We start from the raw sequence: 15,282 nt of genomic DNA on the forward strand, positions 1-15,282 counted from the left end.
ATGACGGGTTTTCGTAGGCCCGGTAAGCGCAGCGCCACCGGGCAAAAAACTCAAAGCTTAAGAATATCTTTCACAAACGGAATGGTCAGCTTGCGCTGGGCGGTGATGGAGGCGCGATCGAGCTGATCGAGCGTATCAAAGAGCGTGCGCATCTCCCGATCCAGACGCTTGAGCAGGAAGCGCCCTACGTCTTCCGGCAGTTCAAATCCGCGCAGTCTGGCGCGCAACTGAAGTGCCTGGAGTTTGTCTTCATCCGACAGCGGTTGCAGCTTGTAGATTTGCCCCCAATCCAGACGAGACGCCAGATCCGGCAGCCCCAGATTGAGCTGGCGCGGCGGACGATCGCCGGTGATCAGCAGCCGGGTTTTGCCCGACTCCAGAATGCGGTTGTAGAGGTTAAAGATCGCCATTTCCCACGGTTCGTCCCCCGCCACGCATTCGATATTATCGATGCAGACCAGGGAGAGATGTTCCATGCCCTCCAGCACCTCAGGCACAAACCAGGTGCGTTTATCCAGCGGCACATAGCCTACCGCGTCACCGCGCGCCGAAAGCTCCGCACAGGCGGCATGCAGCAGGTGGCTGCGTCCCGCGCCTTCGCGTGACCAGATATAGATGTATCCGCTGTGTTCCTGGCGCAGCACGTTTTGCAGTGCAGCCAGTAAAGAGGGGTTATCACCCGGCCAGAAACTCGCGAAAGTTTCATCGTCAGGGAGATAAAGTGGCAGAGAGAGCTGTGCCGGTCCGTTCAGAAATACCTCAACCAGAGATCTTACATAAAATCGGAATGGAGTTTAACACGGAACCTGCAAGGAGAGAACCGGGCGATCCTTCGCCCGGCATGACGATCAATGTGGCGCTTTTTCGCTGTCGTCCGCGTCCAGCACCACCTCTTCCGGGCGGATCACCGAGATCAGCTTGAAAATCAGGCTCAGGCCGACGCCGACGATGGTCGCCAGCGCCATACCCTTCAGCTCTGCCGCGCCGATGTGCACCTTCGCGCCGCTCACGCCGATAATCAGGATAACGGAGGTCAGGATCAGGTTCTGCGCCTTGCTGTAATCCACTTTGGATTCAATCAGCACGCGAATACCGGAGGCACCGATCACCCCGTACAGCAGCAGAGAAACGCCGCCCATCACCGGCACCGGGATAATCTGGATCGCTGCCGCCAGTTTACCAACGCAGGAGAGCAGAATGGCGATGATCGCCGCGCCGCCGATAACCCAGGTGCTGTAGACGCGGGTGATCGCCATTACGCCGATATTCTCACCGTAAGTCGTGTTTGGCGTGGAGCCGAAGAAACCAGAGATGATGGTGGAGAAACCGTTGGCAAACATGGAGCGATGCAGGCCCGGGTCGCGGATCAGGTCGCGCTTCACGATGTTCGCCGTCACCACCAGGTGGCCGACGTGCTCAGCAATCACCACCAGCGCAGCAGGAAGAATGGTGAAAATGGCGAACCATTCAAAGCGCGGGGTGTAGAAGGTTGGCAGCGCGAACCAGTGCGCCTCGGCAATCGGGGTGGTATCCACAACGCCCATCACGAAGGAGAGCGCGTAACCCGCCAGCACGCCGATCAGGATCGGGATAATCGCCATAAAGCCGCGGAAGAGGACGGAACCGAATACCGTCACGCCCAGCGTCACCAGCGAAATAATAATGGTTTTAGAATCCGGTGACTGACCGTCCGCAGGCAGCAGCCCAGCCATGTTCGCCGCGACACCCGCCAGCTCCAGGCCGATGACGGCAACGATGGCCCCCATTGCCGCAGGCGGGAACATCACGTCCAGCCAGCCGGTACCGGCTTTCTTCACGATGAAGGAGACCAGGCAGAACAGCACGCCGCACATGATGAAGCCGCCCAGCGCGACCTCATAACCCAGCGGCAGCAACAGCAGTACCGGGGAGATAAACGCGAAGCTCGACCCGAGATAGGCCGGGATTTTGCCTTTACAGATGAAGAGGTAAAGCAGCGTACCGATGCCGTTAAACAGCAGCACGGTAGCCGGGTTAATGTGAAACAGGATTGGCACCAGCACGGTTGCGCCAAACATGGCGAACAGGTGCTGCAAACTAAGCGGGATTGTCTGTAAAAGCGGCGGTCTTTCACTCACCCCGATAGCACGGCGCGTCATAGTGTTTTCCTCTGAGTGTTATTGTTGGTTTTTATTCAAAAAAAAGCCGACTATCAAAGTCGGCTTCTTTATCGTTATTCGATTATTTAGTACCAAAAATCTTATCGCCGGCATCGCCGAGCCCCGGGATGATGTACCCGTGCTCGTTCAGTCCCTGGTCGACAGACGCGGTATAGAGTTCAACGTCCGGGTGCGCTTTTTCCAGCGCCGCGATACCTTCCGGCGCCGCAACCAGTACCAGCACTTTGATGCTGCTGCATCCCGCTTTTTTCAGCAGGTCGATGGTGGCGATCATCGAACCGCCGGTCGCGAGCATCGGGTCAACCACCAGCGCCATACGCTCATCAATGTTAGAGACCAGCTTCTGGAAGTACGGGACCGGCTCAAGCGTCTCTTCGTTACGGTAGATACCCACCACGCTGATACGCGCGCTTGGGACGTGCTCCAGCACGCCTTCCATCATGCCCAGACCCGCACGCAGGATTGGCACCACGGTAATTTTTTTACCTTTGATCTGCTCAACCTGTACCGGGCCGTTCCAGCCTTCGATGGTCACTTTTTCCGTTTCCAGATCAGAGGTCGCTTCGTAGGTCAGCAGGCTACCCACTTCAGAAGCCAGTTCGCGAAAACGCTTCGTGCTGATGTCATGCTCACGCATCAGGCCCAACTTGTGTTTAACGAGTGGGTGTTTCACTTCCACAATCTTCATTCTCTTTCTCCTCTGAGGTGGCATCCGCAAAAAAATCGCGGGATTATACCGCTTTTTTCGGATTGCGCCATACCCATCTTGCTTGACATACATCAATCAAAAACAAAAAAGCCGGAGGCGAGGCTCCGGCTTGGGGCGGGATTCTGCCGGGTGGCGCTAACGCTTACCCGGCCTGGACATCCCGTAGGCCCGGTAAGCGCAGCGCCACCGGGCAATTATAGCTGCTCTCCGTTGCTGGCAATCACCTGCTTATACCAGTCGAACGATTTCTTCTTGCTGCGGTTCAGCGTACCGTTACCTTCGTTATCTTTATCGACAAAGATAAAGCCGTAGCGTTTCTTCATCTCGCCGGTGCCGGCAGAGACCAGGTCGATACAGCCCCACGGCGTGTAGCCCATCAGATCCACGCCGTCTTCCACCACCGCTTTTTTCATCTCGCGGATGTGGGCGGAAAGGTAGTCAATGCGGTACTGGTCGTTCACCGTGCCGTCGCTCTCCTGCACGTCGATCGCGCCAAAACCGTTTTCCACAATAAACAGCGGCAGCTGATAGTGATCCCAGAACCAGTTCAGGGAGTAGCGCAGCCCGACAGGATCGATCTGCCAGCCCCAGTCCGATTTCTGCACGTACGGGTTAGAAACCAGGCTCTTGCTCTCGTCGTAATCCAGCGTCGGATTATCCGCCGTCGCTTTGGTAGCGAAAGACATGTAGTAGCTGAACCCGATGTAATCCACGCAGCCCTGGGTCAGCGCCACTTTATCTTCTTCGGTAATATCCAGCGCGAAGCCGCGACGTTCAAAGTAGTTGAGCAGATGCTGCGGATACTTGCCGCGCACGTGAACGTCGGTGAACCAGTAGCGGCGATGCATGGCGTTCATCGCCATCATCATGTCGTCCGGGGCACAGGTCAGCGGATAGATGGGGCACATGGCAATCATGCAGCCGATTTGCAGTGACGGGTTGATCTCGCGCCCCGCCTTCACCGCCAGAGCACTGGCCACCAGCTCATAGTGCGCCGCCTGGAACATCACCGGCTCGCGATCTTCTCCCGGCGCATATTTCAGCCCGGAGTTGGTAAACGGCGCAAAGTCTTCGTGGAAGTTGGCCTGGTTGTTGATCTCGTTAAAGGTCATCCAGTACTTCACTTTATGCTGGTAGCGCTCAAAAACGACCTTCGCGAAGCGGACAAAGAAGTCGATCAGCTTACGGTTGCGCCAGCCGCCGTATTCCGTCACCAGGTGGAAAGGCATCTCGAAGTGGGAAAGCGTGATCACCGGCTCGATGCCGTGCTTCAGGCACTCGTCGAACAGATCGTCATAGAATTGGAGTCCCGCTTCGTTCGGCTCCAGCTCGTCGCCTTTCGGGAAGATACGCGTCCAGGCGATGGAGGTGCGAAAGCATTTGAACCCCATTTCGGCAAAGAGTTTGATGTCTTCTTTATAGCGGTGATAGAAGTCGATGGCTTCGTGGTTTGGGTAATTTTTCCCCTCCATCACGCCGTTGGTGATTTCACGCGGTACCCCATGGGCACCTGCCGTCATGACATCGGCAACGCTCACGCCCTTGCCGCCCTCTTTCCAGCCGCCTTCAAGCTGGTGCGCCGCAACGGCCCCACCCCACAGAAAATCTGCTTTAAATCCTGACATTCGCTATCCCTCATTCTGCGTTATTTTCTGCAAAAACAGTTACAGAAACCGGTTTCAGTTTGATGATGTGCAAAGGGGATTGCCGTTGCAAGCAGATCGCCGAAACCGGTTTCATTTTCGTGAACAGAGTCAAGTTTGTTGCCCTGGACAGGCCGCACAGAAAAAAAGATCCCCACGCCGAGAATAGGCTCGCAAACGTTTGCCTGGACTGTTAGAATTGCGCCGATTTTTCTTACTAGCTATGCAATCGCGTGGGGATTTAAGCCGTGACCAACAAAACTTCTCTCAGCTACAAAGATGCCGGTGTTGATATTGACGCAGGTAATGCGCTGGTTGACCGAATCAAAGGTGTGGTGAAAAAAACCCGCCGCCCGGAAGTGATGGGTGGCCTGGGTGGATTCGGCGCACTGTGCGCGCTGCCGCAAAAATATCGTGAACCTGTGCTGGTCTCGGGTACGGATGGTGTCGGTACAAAACTGCGCCTGGCGATGGATCTTAAGCGTCACGATACGATTGGTATCGATCTGGTGGCGATGTGCGTCAACGACCTGGTGGTACAGGGCGCTGAGCCGCTGTTCTTCCTGGATTACTACGCGACCGGCAAGCTGGACGTGGATACCGCAGCCAGCGTCATTAACGGTATCGCCGAAGGCTGCCTGCAATCCGGCTGTGCGCTGGTCGGCGGTGAAACCGCAGAAATGCCTGGCATGTATCACGGTGAAGATTATGACGTCGCAGGCTTCTGCGTCGGCGTGGTAGAAAAATCAGAAATTATCGACGGCAGCAAAGTGGCTGACGGCGATGTGCTGGTTGCGCTGGCCTCCAGCGGTCCGCACTCCAACGGCTACTCTCTGGTGCGTAAGATCCTCGAAGTGAGCGGTTGCGACCCGCTGACCACCGAGCTGGACGGCAAACCGCTGGCCGATCACCTGCTGGCCCCGACCCGCATCTACGTGAAAAACGTGCTGGAGCTGATTGAGAACGTTGACGTGCACGCCATCGCTCACCTTACCGGCGGCGGCTTCTGGGAAAACATTCCGCGCGTGCTGCCGGATAATACCCAGGCGGTGATCGACGCCTCCTCATGGCAGTGGCCGTCCGTCTTCAACTGGCTGCAAACCGCAGGCAACGTGAGCGAGCATGAAATGTACCGCACCTTTAACTGCGGCGTGGGCATGGTTATCGCCCTGCCCGCCAGCGAAGCGGATAAAGCGATTAAGCTGCTGACAGAAAAAGGTGAAAACGCGTGGAAAATCGGTACGATTAAAGCTTCCGATTCCGAACAGCGTGTGGTCATTGAATGAAAAACATCGTGGTGCTCATTTCCGGCAACGGAAGCAATTTGCAGGCAATCATAGACGCCTGCAAACAGAAGAAAATCAATGGCACCATTCGGGCAGTATTCAGCAACAAGGCCGATGCATTCGGCCTTGAGCGCGCGCGGGAAGCGAACATTCCTGCGCACGCGCTGGAAGCCAGCCAGTTCGCCGGGCGTGAAGCCTTTGACCGTGAGCTGGTGCAGGAGATTGACGCCTACGCGCCTGACGTGGTGGTGCTGGCAGGCTACATGCGCATCCTGAGCCCGGCTTTTGTTGCACACTACGCCGGACGACTGCTCAATATCCACCCTTCCCTGCTACCAAAATACCCCGGTCTGCACACCCATCGTCAGGTGCTGGAGAACGGCGATGAGGAGCATGGTACCTCCGTGCATTTCGTCACCGACGAGCTGGACGGCGGTCCGGTCATTTTGCAGGCAAAAGTACCGGTCTTTGACGGTGACAACGAAGACGACGTGACCGAACGTGTGCAGACGCAGGAACACGCCATTTATCCGCTGGTGGTAAGCTGGTTTGTCGATGGACGTCTGGAGATGCGCAACGGCGCAGCCTGGCTGGACGGCGTGAAGTTGCCCCCGCAGGGTTATGCTGCCGAAGAGTAGTGTGTTTGAATTGCCCGGCGGCGCTTCGCTTGCACGGGCCTACGGCCCCGTAGGTCGTGGTAAGCGCAGCGCCACCCGACATCCCCTCCCCCAACCCTCTAAATTCCCCAATAAAAAAATAACTGTCATACTTTTCTGGCACTGTTGGACATATCGTGGAAATGCTCGCCATAATAAGGACGAGACGGATTTACCACGTCCTGTGATTGAACTGGAGTGTGAGCTGTAATGGGTCAGGAAAAGTTATACATCGAGAAAGAGCTAAGCTGGTTAGCATTCAACGAACGTGTACTTCAGGAAGCGGCCGATAAAACCAACCCGCTGATTGAACGTATGCGTTTTTTAGGCATCTATTCCAACAATCTGGATGAGTTCTACAAGGTTCGCTTCGCCGAACTGAAACGCCGAATCATCATCAGCGAAGAACAGGGCTTAAACTCCCACTCGCGACATCTGCTTGGAAAAATCCAGTCTCGCGTCATGAAAGCCGATCAGGAATTTGATGGCCTCTATAACGAGCTACTGCTGGAAATGGCACGCAACCAAATCTTCCTGATCAACGAACGCCAGCTCTCCGCGAATCAGCAAAACTGGCTGCGCCACTATTTTAAACATTATCTGCGCCAACATATCACCCCGATTCTGATCAACCGTGAAACCGATCTGGTGCAGTTCCTGAAAGATGACTACACCTATCTGGCGGTAGAAATCATTCGTGGTGAGACCATTAACTACGCGCTGCTGGAAATACCGTCTGATAAAGTCCCACGCTTTGTAAACCTGCCGCCGGAAACCCCGCGCCGACGTAAGCCGATGATCCTGCTGGATAACATCCTGCGCTACTGCCTGGACGATATCTTCAAAGGCTTCTTCGATTACGACGCGCTCAACGCCTACTCGATGAAGATGACCCGTGACGCCGAGTACGATCTGGTGCATGAGATGGAAGCCAGCCTGATGGAGCTGATGTCTTCCAGCCTCAAGCAGCGCCTGACGGCGGAGCCAGTGCGGTTTGTCTATCAGCGTGATATGCCGGACGCAATGGTGGAGATGCTGCGCGATAAGCTGACCATCTCCCGCTACGACTCCATTATTCCCGGCGGGCGTTACCACAACTTTAAAGATTTCATTGGCTTCCCGAACGTCGGCAAAGCCAATCTGGTGAACAAACCGCTGCCGCGCCTGCGCCATATCTGGTTCGATAAGTTCCGCAACGGGTTCGACGCCATCCGCGAACGGGATGTACTGCTCTACTATCCGTATCATACCTTTGAGCACGTGCTGGAATTGCTGCGTCAGGCCTCATTCGATCCGAACGTGCTGGCGATTAAAATCAATATTTATCGCGTGGCGAAAGATTCCCGCATCATCGATGCGATGATCCACGCGGCGCACAACGGCAAGAAAGTGACCGTGGTAGTTGAGCTCCAGGCTCGCTTCGACGAAGAGGCCAACATCCACTGGGCACGCCGACTGACGGAAGCGGGCGTGCACGTCATCTTCTCCGCGCCGGGGCTGAAAATTCACGCCAAGCTGTTCCTGATCTCCCGTAAAGAGGGTGACGAGGTGGTGCGCTACGCCCATATTGGTACCGGGAACTTTAACGAGAAAACCGCGAGAATCTACACCGACTATTCGCTGCTGACTGCCGATGCCCGCATCACCAACGAAGTGCGTCGGGTGTTCAACTTCATTGAGAACCCGTACCGCCCGGTGAGCTTCGATTATCTGCTGGTGTCACCGCAGAACTCACGGCGCCTGCTGTACGATATGATCGACAAAGAGATTGCCAATGCGCAGAACGGCTTGTCGTCCGGCATTACGCTGAAGCTCAACAATCTGGTGGACAAAGGCCTGGTGGACCGCCTGTACGCGGCCTCCAGTTCTGGCGTTCCGGTAAATCTGCTCATTCGTGGCATGTGCTCGCTCATTCCGGAACTGGAAGGCATTAGCGATAACATCCGCGTGATCAGCATTGTGGATCGCTATCTTGAACACGATCGCGTCTATATTTTCGATAACGCCGGTGATAAGCGCGTATACCTCTCGTCCGCCGACTGGATGACGCGTAACATTGATTACCGTATTGAAGTGGCGGCACCGCTGCTGGATCCTCGCCTGAAGCAGCGTATCCTGGACATTATCGAGATCCTGTTCAGCGATACGGTGAAAGCACGTTATATCGACAAAGAACTCAGTAATCGCTATGTACCGCGCGGCAATCGCCGTAAAGTGCGCTCGCAGCTGGCGATTTACGATTACATTAAATCACTTGAGCAACCCGATTAACCTATGCCAATAAACGATAATACCCCACGCCCGCAGGAGTTCGCTGCGGTCGATCTTGGCTCAAACAGTTTCCATATGGTCATCGCCCGCGAGGTGGATGGCGCGATGCAGATCATCGGTCGTCTGAAGCAGCGTGTGCATCTGGCCGATGGTCTCGACGCGCGTAACATGCTGAGCGAAGAGGCTATGGAGCGCGGGCTGAACTGCCTGTCGCTGTTCGCAGAACGTCTGCAAGGCTTTTCACCGTCCAGCGTCTGCATCGTTGGAACGCATACGCTACGCCAGGCGCTGAACGCGCCGGAATTTCTTAAGCGCGCGGAAAAGGTTATCCCCTACCCGATTGAGATCATCTCCGGTAACGAAGAAGCGCGCCTGATTTTTATGGGCGTGGAGCATACGCAGCCGGAAAAAGGCCGCAAGCTGGTGATTGATATCGGCGGTGGCTCCACGGAACTGGTGATTGGCGAAGACTTCGAGCCGCGTCTGGTGGAAAGCCGCCGTATGGGCTGCGTCAGCTTCGCGCAGATGTATTTCCCGGGCGGCGTCATCACCCGCGAAAACTTCCAGCGCGCGCGCATGGCCGCCGTACAAAAACTGGAAAATCTGGCCTGGCAATACCGTATTCAGGGCTGGAACGTGGCGCTGGGCGCATCGGGGTCGATTAAAGCGGCCCATGAAGTGCTGCTGGCGATGGGTGAAAAAGACGGGTTTATTACGCCTGAGCGCCTGGTGAGACTCACCGAAGAGGTGCTTAAGCATAAGAGCTTCGACGCCCTGAGTTTGCCGGGTCTGTCCGACGAACGTAAAGCCGTGTTCGTACCGGGGCTGGCGATCCTCTGCGGCGTGTTTGACGCGCTGGCGATCAAAGAGCTGCGTCTCTCTGACGGCGCCCTGCGTGAAGGCGTGCTGTATGAGATGGAAGGACGTTTCCGTCATCAGGATATTCGCAGCCGTACCGCGCAGAGCCTGGCCAACCAGTACAACATCGACCGTGAACAGGCGAAGCGCGTTCTCGAAACCACGGTGCAGATGTACGAGCAGTGGGAGGAGCAAAATCCTAAGCTGGCGCATCCGCAGCTGGCCGCACTGTTAAAATGGGCCGCCATGCTGCACGAGGTGGGGCTGAACATTAACCACAGCGGAATGCATCGCCATTCAGCCTATATTCTGCAAAACAGCGATCTGCCTGGCTTCAACCAGGAGCAGCAAACCATGATGGCGACGCTGGTCCGCTATCACCGCAAAGCCATCAAGCTCGACGATCTGCCGCGCTTTACGTTGTTTAAGAAAAAGCAGTTCCTGCCGCTCATTCAGCTGTTGCGCCTGGGCGTATTGCTCAATAATCAGCGACAGGCGACCACCACGCCGCCGACGCTGAAGCTAAAAACGGATGACTATCACTGGACGCTGAGCTTCCCGCACGACTGGTTCAGCCAGAACGCGCTGGTACTGCTGGATCTGGAAAAAGAGCAGCAGTACTGGGAAGCGGTCACCGGCTGGCTGTTGAAGATTGAAGAAGAGAGTTCAGAGGCGGCAGCGTAACGGCTCAGGCGCTCTCCTGAGAAGGCTCCGTGTCGAGCAACGTATCAAGCTCAGCCGGCAACCCAATCAAATAGCCCTGCACATAATCGATACCTAGCGCGTGCACCGCGCTACGTATCTCTTCTGTTTCCACATATTCCGCCACCACCAGCATTTTCTTCATCCGGGCCAGATGGCAAATAGAAGCCACAATCTGGTAATCCAGGCTGTTGCTGACAATATTGCGAATAAAACCGCCGTCGATTTTGAGGATGTCGGCGTCCACGCTTTTTAACCGCGCATAGCTGGCGTAGCCGGTGCCAAAATCATCAATGGCGATCCGGATGCCCATTTTTTGTAATTTCCTGAGGGTAGACGCCGCCAGATCCGCATGACCAAAGGCGCTGCTTTCGGTCACTTCAAAGATCAACTGCCATGCTTCAACGGCGTATTTAGCTAACAGGCGGCTCACTTCAAGCGGGAACTGCGCCCGGTAGACGGTAGAAGGTGCGAGGTTGATCGCAAAGCGCTGGCCCGGCAACCGCTGGCGGTGCTGTGCCAGGAAACTCAACGTACGCTCCAGTACCCATAAATCGACACGCGACGATAAACCAAATTCCTGTGCTATGGGCAGGAACTGTTCGGGAAAGATCAGCGCCCCATTATCATCACGCATTCGCAGCAGCACCTCGTGATAACAATCGCCGCGCAGCCCGCGAACGGGTTGAACCAGCAGGGTAAAAGCGTCCTGCTCCAGCGCGGCCTGTAAACGGCTCATCATCGCGACCTTATCTTTCAGGCTACGCTGCAAGTGAACAGCCCCGCGCTGCTGAAGATTTTCCGGGTGGTTGGTAGAAAGGGAGAGATCGGCCACGATGCCCAGCTCCCCCAGCACCAGATAGAGGTGATTGACGGGTGAGCGCACATAGCAATAGCTTATGCCGACCTGAGGCTGTACCGGCATACCATCCCAGACAAAAACGAACTGCTTGATATGCTCGTCCAGCGTCTCAATGCGCTGTTGATGCGACTCCGCATCCAGACGCACCGCCATGTCATACCCGGTGAGGTGATAGACTCGCTCGTTGGGCTGAAGAGTGCCGTTTATCCATTGCGCCAGCTGCTGTTTATACTGGATCCGCAGCATCACGCCGTAATTGCGTCCCAGTACCTCCAGCTCGGGCATGCGCAGTAAACAGAGCGCTGACCACGGATGACTGGCCAGCTCGCGCGACAGCGCCCGCAGGTTGGGCATATGCACCACCGGATCGAGAAAAGCCTGACTGCGGGAGCGAATATTGATGGCGCGCTGGCGTGTCGCCAGCATCGACATGTACGTCACAACGAAGGAAAAGACCAGATAGCTGGATGAGGTGATCGCCAGCTGAATGCCATACCCCTCATGCACCGGAATGTAGTGATAAAAAAAGTGAATCGACACCAGCAGGACCGGCGTCCAGATGAGTGACATCAGCTTGTAGTCAAAGCGCATCGCCCCCCAGAGCATCACGGGCATCAGCAGGGACAAGGTATAGTTGGTACTGAAAATGGAACTGTTTGCATTCATGGGCAGCAGCAGCATGACCAGCAACCCGCCCAGGGCTAAAAACCACACCACAAACTCAACGGCCGTCACCTTTTTGTCTATTTGCGCGCGGAGCTGGGACATCAGTCCCTTGATATAGCGCGGATGCCGTATCAGGCGGATCAGCAGGTAGCTTAGCGGCACGCCCGTCAGCCCGCTCACCAGTAGCCCCTGATAGTTAATAAGTGTCCGAATATTGAGGGGATTTAGTCCCGCGAGGCTCTGGCGGCTCTCATAAATGCCGAGATAAACCGCAAACTGAAACAGCACCAGAAAAAGCGTTGCCGGACAAAACACCTGCCAGAAAATACGCTGCCCCATCAGACGTATGTCACCGTAAGCGGTCATATTGCGCCGGGGCGCAAATACGCGATAACCGCCCCAGCTGAGCACCAGAGGAACGATAAAATGCAGAATGCCAGCCACGGTTTCAAATAACCCAACGGAGGGGTAATAACGTAAAAATAGCGATACCACCACCCCGGGGAGGGCTTCCAGGCCAAAGAACAACATCAGCGCCAGCAGAAAAGAGAGCGGGAGATAATAGAGCGCAACGATACCGTCGCCCAGCTGCGTTAAGGTATTAGCCACACTTAGTACCGGGAGTAACACGACGGGTAAAATAAGAGGAAGTGCCCACCAGCGGTCTTTATTTTGCTTCAGGATGTGGTGAATATTCATAGATGCTCGTTTACAACCCTTGCGCTCCAGAGGGTAAAGGAAGACAGGCATCCAACCTGACGTACACGTTGCCCGGAAAATTCCTGGCAAGCACAGTGGAGGAGGGATTTTAAATATCAACGACGGGATGCGGTTGACCTAAATCAAATTAATTTATCTGAATAAACCTTTCTTACGTTTTTTTTGAATATTTTTCCTGTAATTATCAATGCGATAAATAAAAGCGTTGTTTTTAATAACATAAATTAATGTAAGCATTGACGGTATTTTACATTTCGCCGAATTGACCCAGACTTGCGGCTGTGCCTTAATAGCCGTATCGCCCAAAAGGGTATACTCAGGAAAAGAAAGTGAGTCAGGCTACGCGTATGCGAAAACGACATCGATTTAACACCCGGATGACCCGCATCATACTGCTCATCAGTTTCCTGTTTTTCTTTGGCCGCTTTGTTTATTCCTCCATTGGCGCCTGGTATCACCATCAGGACAAAATTCAGTCGCAGCAATCAGGCCTCGTTGTGGATTCGCCCGAGCGCTAACGTCCATGTTCACGCTGTAACAGCCGAATAATTACCGTCATCCCTTTGCTGAGGATCTTATCCTGACGCATCACTATCGCCAGTTGCCGGCGCAGAACGGGCGTTAACGATTGAACGCGTAATCCCTCCCGGTCGTCGGCATGCTCCACCGCCATTCGCGGCACAATACTGTAGCCCAGCCCTGCACGTACCATGCGTTTGATGGCCTCAATACTGCCAAGCTGCATAACCGGTGAGACGGCTAGTCCGCGGGCTTCAAACCAGCCGTCAATCAACGTTCGCGTACCGCTGCCCGACTCAAACGCAATGAGCGGCTGAGCGTATAAAGAGTCTGGCGTAAACTGCTCCCCTTCTTCCGGCTGAACCTGCGCGCCAATCCAGACAAACTCTTCCTCCATCGCGTGCATAATCGCCAACGTACGACCGCTCGCCGGTAGCGTGACCAGCCCCATATCCAGCCGATTCTCCTCAATCGCCCTGACGATATCTGGCGTATTTCCCGTCGTCACTCCGATCCGTAACAGGGGATACTCCTCACGAAGCTGCTGCAACAGCGCTGGAAGCAGATGAATACAGGCCGTCGCGCCCGTGCCAAGCGTGATGGTGCCGCTCACTTCCTGATTGAATGCGCTAACCGAACGAATTGTCTCCTCAACCGCCAGTTCAAGACGTTCACCGTGCACCCGTAGCGCCTCACCGGCAGCAGTGGCTTTGATTCCACGCCCCGTACGTTCGATCAGCCGCGTCTGAAGAAACTGCTCCAGCTGGCGTATTTGCAGGCTGACGGCGGGCTGGGAAATACCCATTACATCTGCTGCCGCAGAAAAGCTGCCGCGTTGAACGACCAGACGAAAAGTGGCGAGGTGTCCCAGATTGAGCGTCGTCATGCAAAGTTTCTCTTATAGGGTGAATAAGGATACGGCTCTGCCAGCACAATACCGCGCCCTGTATGCTCGGGACAACTGCCTAACGGAATGAAAAATAATGGAAACACCTGCACTCCCTCGCCGTCTTGCGCTCACTGCGGGATGTAATCAACTCATTAACTGGGGGATCTCCTTTTACATGCCGGGAACCTTTGCTCATGCCATTACAGCAGACCGAAGCTGGTCGTCCCCCGAAATCTATCTCGGCCTGACGCTGGCCATGCTGGTTATGGCTATTGTCTCGCCGTTTGTCGCTCCTCTGCTGGCGCGTTTTGGTGGACAAAGGGTGGTAATGAGCGGGACCTTGCTGATCGCCGTAAGCTGTCTGTCAATGGCCTTTACGCCCACACTTTCAGGCTGGTATGGCGCCTGGTTGCTGACCGGCATCGGGATGCGCCTGTCGCTGTATGATGCGCTTTTCTCCGCTCTTGTGAACCTATACGGACCGCAGGCACGCAGGACAATCTCTCGTGTCACCCTGGCGGGCGGGCTGGCGTCCGCTGTCTTTTGGCCGCTGGGAGACGCCTTACTGAACGTGATGGGTTGGCAGGATGCGCTGAAGATCTACGCCCTGTTCGGTCTGCTCAGTGCCCTGCTTCTTCGGCGCTTCCCGCGCCAGCGCTTTACGGTCAAGCCCAAAGCATGTACGCAGGTTTCCCCTCATGACAGGCGTAACGGCTGGCTTTATGCAACCTTCATTGCTCTCATCACCTTCGTCTCTAACGGCACCTCTACCCACCTTCCCGAATTTATCGCCAGCTTCGGCCTGCCGGTCGCCGTCGGCATGCTGTGGGGAATGGGGCAGACCGGTGCACGCCTTATGGAGGTGCTGGCAGGGGCGCGCCTCACTCCGCTAAAACTGACGCTTTTCACTGCGCTCGCCATGCCGCTTTGTTTTCTCATCGGACTGAGCAGCGACATGCTGGCCTGGTGTGCCGCCGGATTTGTGTTCGGCTTTGGTGCCATTAACGGGCTGGTGACTATCGTCAAAGCGACGCTACCCCTGGAACTGTTTAGTACAGAGCGCTATGCCAGCCGCACCGGGCTGCTGCTTATTCCAGGCCAACTGATGGCAGCCGCCTCTCCGTTTGCGTATGCGTGGCTGAATAAGTCGCTGGGTATAACAGGCGGAATGTGGGTTTCCGCAGGACTGACGCTGGTCATTGCGGGGTTCGCAGTGGCGCTCGTGCGCAGCCCAGGCAAACAAACTGTATCGCACTGTATCCCGAGCGCTACGCTGACAAACCGGTACAAAACGCCCGCAGAAGCAAACATCCCCGATACATAAAAATGGTCTTCTGTATCC

General features: G+C 55.4%; 12 protein-coding genes. 6 read left to right on the forward strand and 6 right to left on the reverse strand.

What is annotated here, in order from left to right:
- Positions 1 to 50: 50 nt before the first annotated feature.
- From O1724_RS16775 to O1724_RS16790, 4 genes are all read right to left on the reverse strand, one after another.
- On the reverse strand, positions 51 to 752 hold the full coding sequence (locus O1724_RS16775; RefSeq protein ID WP_211482948.1) for a DnaA inactivator Hda: 702 nt from the start codon (positions 750 to 752) through the stop codon (positions 51 to 53).
- A 96-nt stretch (positions 753 to 848) separates the two neighbouring features.
- Positions 849 to 2,138, reverse strand: coding sequence for a uracil permease (uraA, locus tag O1724_RS16780; RefSeq protein ID WP_003860558.1), 1,290 nt, complete (start codon positions 2,136 to 2,138; stop codon positions 849 to 851).
- A gap of 82 nt (positions 2,139 to 2,220) precedes the next feature.
- Positions 2,221 to 2,847, reverse strand: coding sequence for a uracil phosphoribosyltransferase (gene upp / locus O1724_RS16785; protein ID WP_003860560.1), 627 nt, complete (start codon positions 2,845 to 2,847; stop codon positions 2,221 to 2,223).
- Positions 2,848 to 3,062: 215 nt separating this feature from the next.
- The gene (locus tag O1724_RS16790; RefSeq protein WP_126296757.1) at positions 3,063 to 4,493 is read right to left on the reverse strand and encodes a 6-phospho-beta-glucosidase; all 1,431 of its coding nucleotides are present in this window, start codon (positions 4,491 to 4,493) and stop codon (positions 3,063 to 3,065) included.
- 266 nt (positions 4,494 to 4,759) lie between these two features.
- Here O1724_RS16790 and purM point away from each other — a divergent pair, with 266 nt between their 5' ends.
- From purM to ppx, 4 genes are all read left to right on the forward strand, one after another.
- Positions 4,760 to 5,797 (forward strand): phosphoribosylformylglycinamidine cyclo-ligase, encoded by a 1,038-nt coding sequence (gene purM, locus O1724_RS16795; protein WP_003860563.1) that lies wholly within the window; start codon positions 4,760 to 4,762, stop codon positions 5,795 to 5,797.
- Positions 5,794 to 6,435: a phosphoribosylglycinamide formyltransferase gene (gene purN, locus O1724_RS16800; protein WP_006811493.1), complete on the forward strand. Its 642-nt coding sequence runs from the start codon at positions 5,794 to 5,796 to the stop codon at positions 6,433 to 6,435. The genes purM and purN overlap by 4 nt, the downstream gene beginning before the upstream one ends.
- A gap of 228 nt (positions 6,436 to 6,663) precedes the next feature.
- Positions 6,664 to 8,724 (forward strand): polyphosphate kinase 1, encoded by a 2,061-nt coding sequence (gene ppk1 / locus O1724_RS16805; RefSeq protein WP_003860568.1) that lies wholly within the window; start codon positions 6,664 to 6,666, stop codon positions 8,722 to 8,724.
- A gap of 3 nt (positions 8,725 to 8,727) precedes the next feature.
- Complete coding sequence (gene ppx, locus O1724_RS16810) at positions 8,728 to 10,266, forward strand: exopolyphosphatase (protein WP_032609813.1); 1,539 nt, start codon at positions 8,728 to 8,730, stop codon at positions 10,264 to 10,266.
- Between the two features lie 4 nt (positions 10,267 to 10,270).
- On the opposite strand, the gene O1724_RS16815 is transcribed toward ppx, so the two are convergent.
- Positions 10,271 to 12,511 (reverse strand): EAL domain-containing protein, encoded by a 2,241-nt coding sequence (locus O1724_RS16815; protein ID WP_126296758.1) that lies wholly within the window; start codon positions 12,509 to 12,511, stop codon positions 10,271 to 10,273.
- A gap of 368 nt (positions 12,512 to 12,879) precedes the next feature.
- On the opposite strand from O1724_RS16815, the gene O1724_RS16820 reads away from it, so the two are divergent.
- Positions 12,880 to 13,050, forward strand: coding sequence for a YfgG family protein (locus tag O1724_RS16820; protein WP_017383512.1), 171 nt, complete (start codon positions 12,880 to 12,882; stop codon positions 13,048 to 13,050).
- Here O1724_RS16820 and O1724_RS16825 read toward each other — a convergent pair.
- Positions 13,047 to 13,937: a LysR family transcriptional regulator gene (locus O1724_RS16825; protein ID WP_032609815.1), complete on the reverse strand. Its 891-nt coding sequence runs from the start codon at positions 13,935 to 13,937 to the stop codon at positions 13,047 to 13,049. The two genes, O1724_RS16820 and O1724_RS16825, sit on opposite strands and share 4 nt — an antisense overlap.
- 97 nt (positions 13,938 to 14,034) lie before the next feature.
- Between O1724_RS16825 and O1724_RS16830 the strand changes: the two genes are divergently transcribed.
- A complete protein-coding gene (locus O1724_RS16830; RefSeq protein ID WP_045330471.1) occupies positions 14,035 to 15,264 on the forward strand; it encodes an MFS transporter in 1,230 nt (409 codons plus the stop codon).
- Positions 15,265 to 15,282 lie beyond the last annotated feature (18 nt).

This window comes from Enterobacter cloacae complex sp. HYC074_NIDB (assembly GCF_056673345.1).

Coding starts and splice junctions, on each gene's coding strand:
- uraA (WP_003860558.1), bottom strand. CDS start 2,138: ATGACGCGCCGTGCTATCGGGGTGAGTGAAAGACCGCCGCTTTTACAG.
- upp (WP_003860560.1), bottom strand. CDS start 2,847: ATGAAGATTGTGGAAGTGAAACACCCACTCGTTAAACACAAGTTGGGC.
- O1724_RS16790 (WP_126296757.1), bottom strand. CDS start 4,493: ATGTCAGGATTTAAAGCAGATTTTCTGTGGGGTGGGGCCGTTGCGGCG.
- purN (WP_006811493.1), top strand. CDS start 5,794: ATGAAAAACATCGTGGTGCTCATTTCCGGCAACGGAAGCAATTTGCAG.
- ppk1 (WP_003860568.1), top strand. CDS start 6,664: ATGGGTCAGGAAAAGTTATACATCGAGAAAGAGCTAAGCTGGTTAGCA.
- ppx (WP_032609813.1), top strand. CDS start 8,728: ATGCCAATAAACGATAATACCCCACGCCCGCAGGAGTTCGCTGCGGTC.
- O1724_RS16815 (WP_126296758.1), bottom strand. CDS start 12,511: ATGAATATTCACCACATCCTGAAGCAAAATAAAGACCGCTGGTGGGCA.
- O1724_RS16820 (WP_017383512.1), top strand. CDS start 12,880: ATGCGAAAACGACATCGATTTAACACCCGGATGACCCGCATCATACTG.
- O1724_RS16825 (WP_032609815.1), bottom strand. CDS start 13,937: ATGACGACGCTCAATCTGGGACACCTCGCCACTTTTCGTCTGGTCGTT.
- O1724_RS16830 (WP_045330471.1), top strand. CDS start 14,035: ATGGAAACACCTGCACTCCCTCGCCGTCTTGCGCTCACTGCGGGATGT.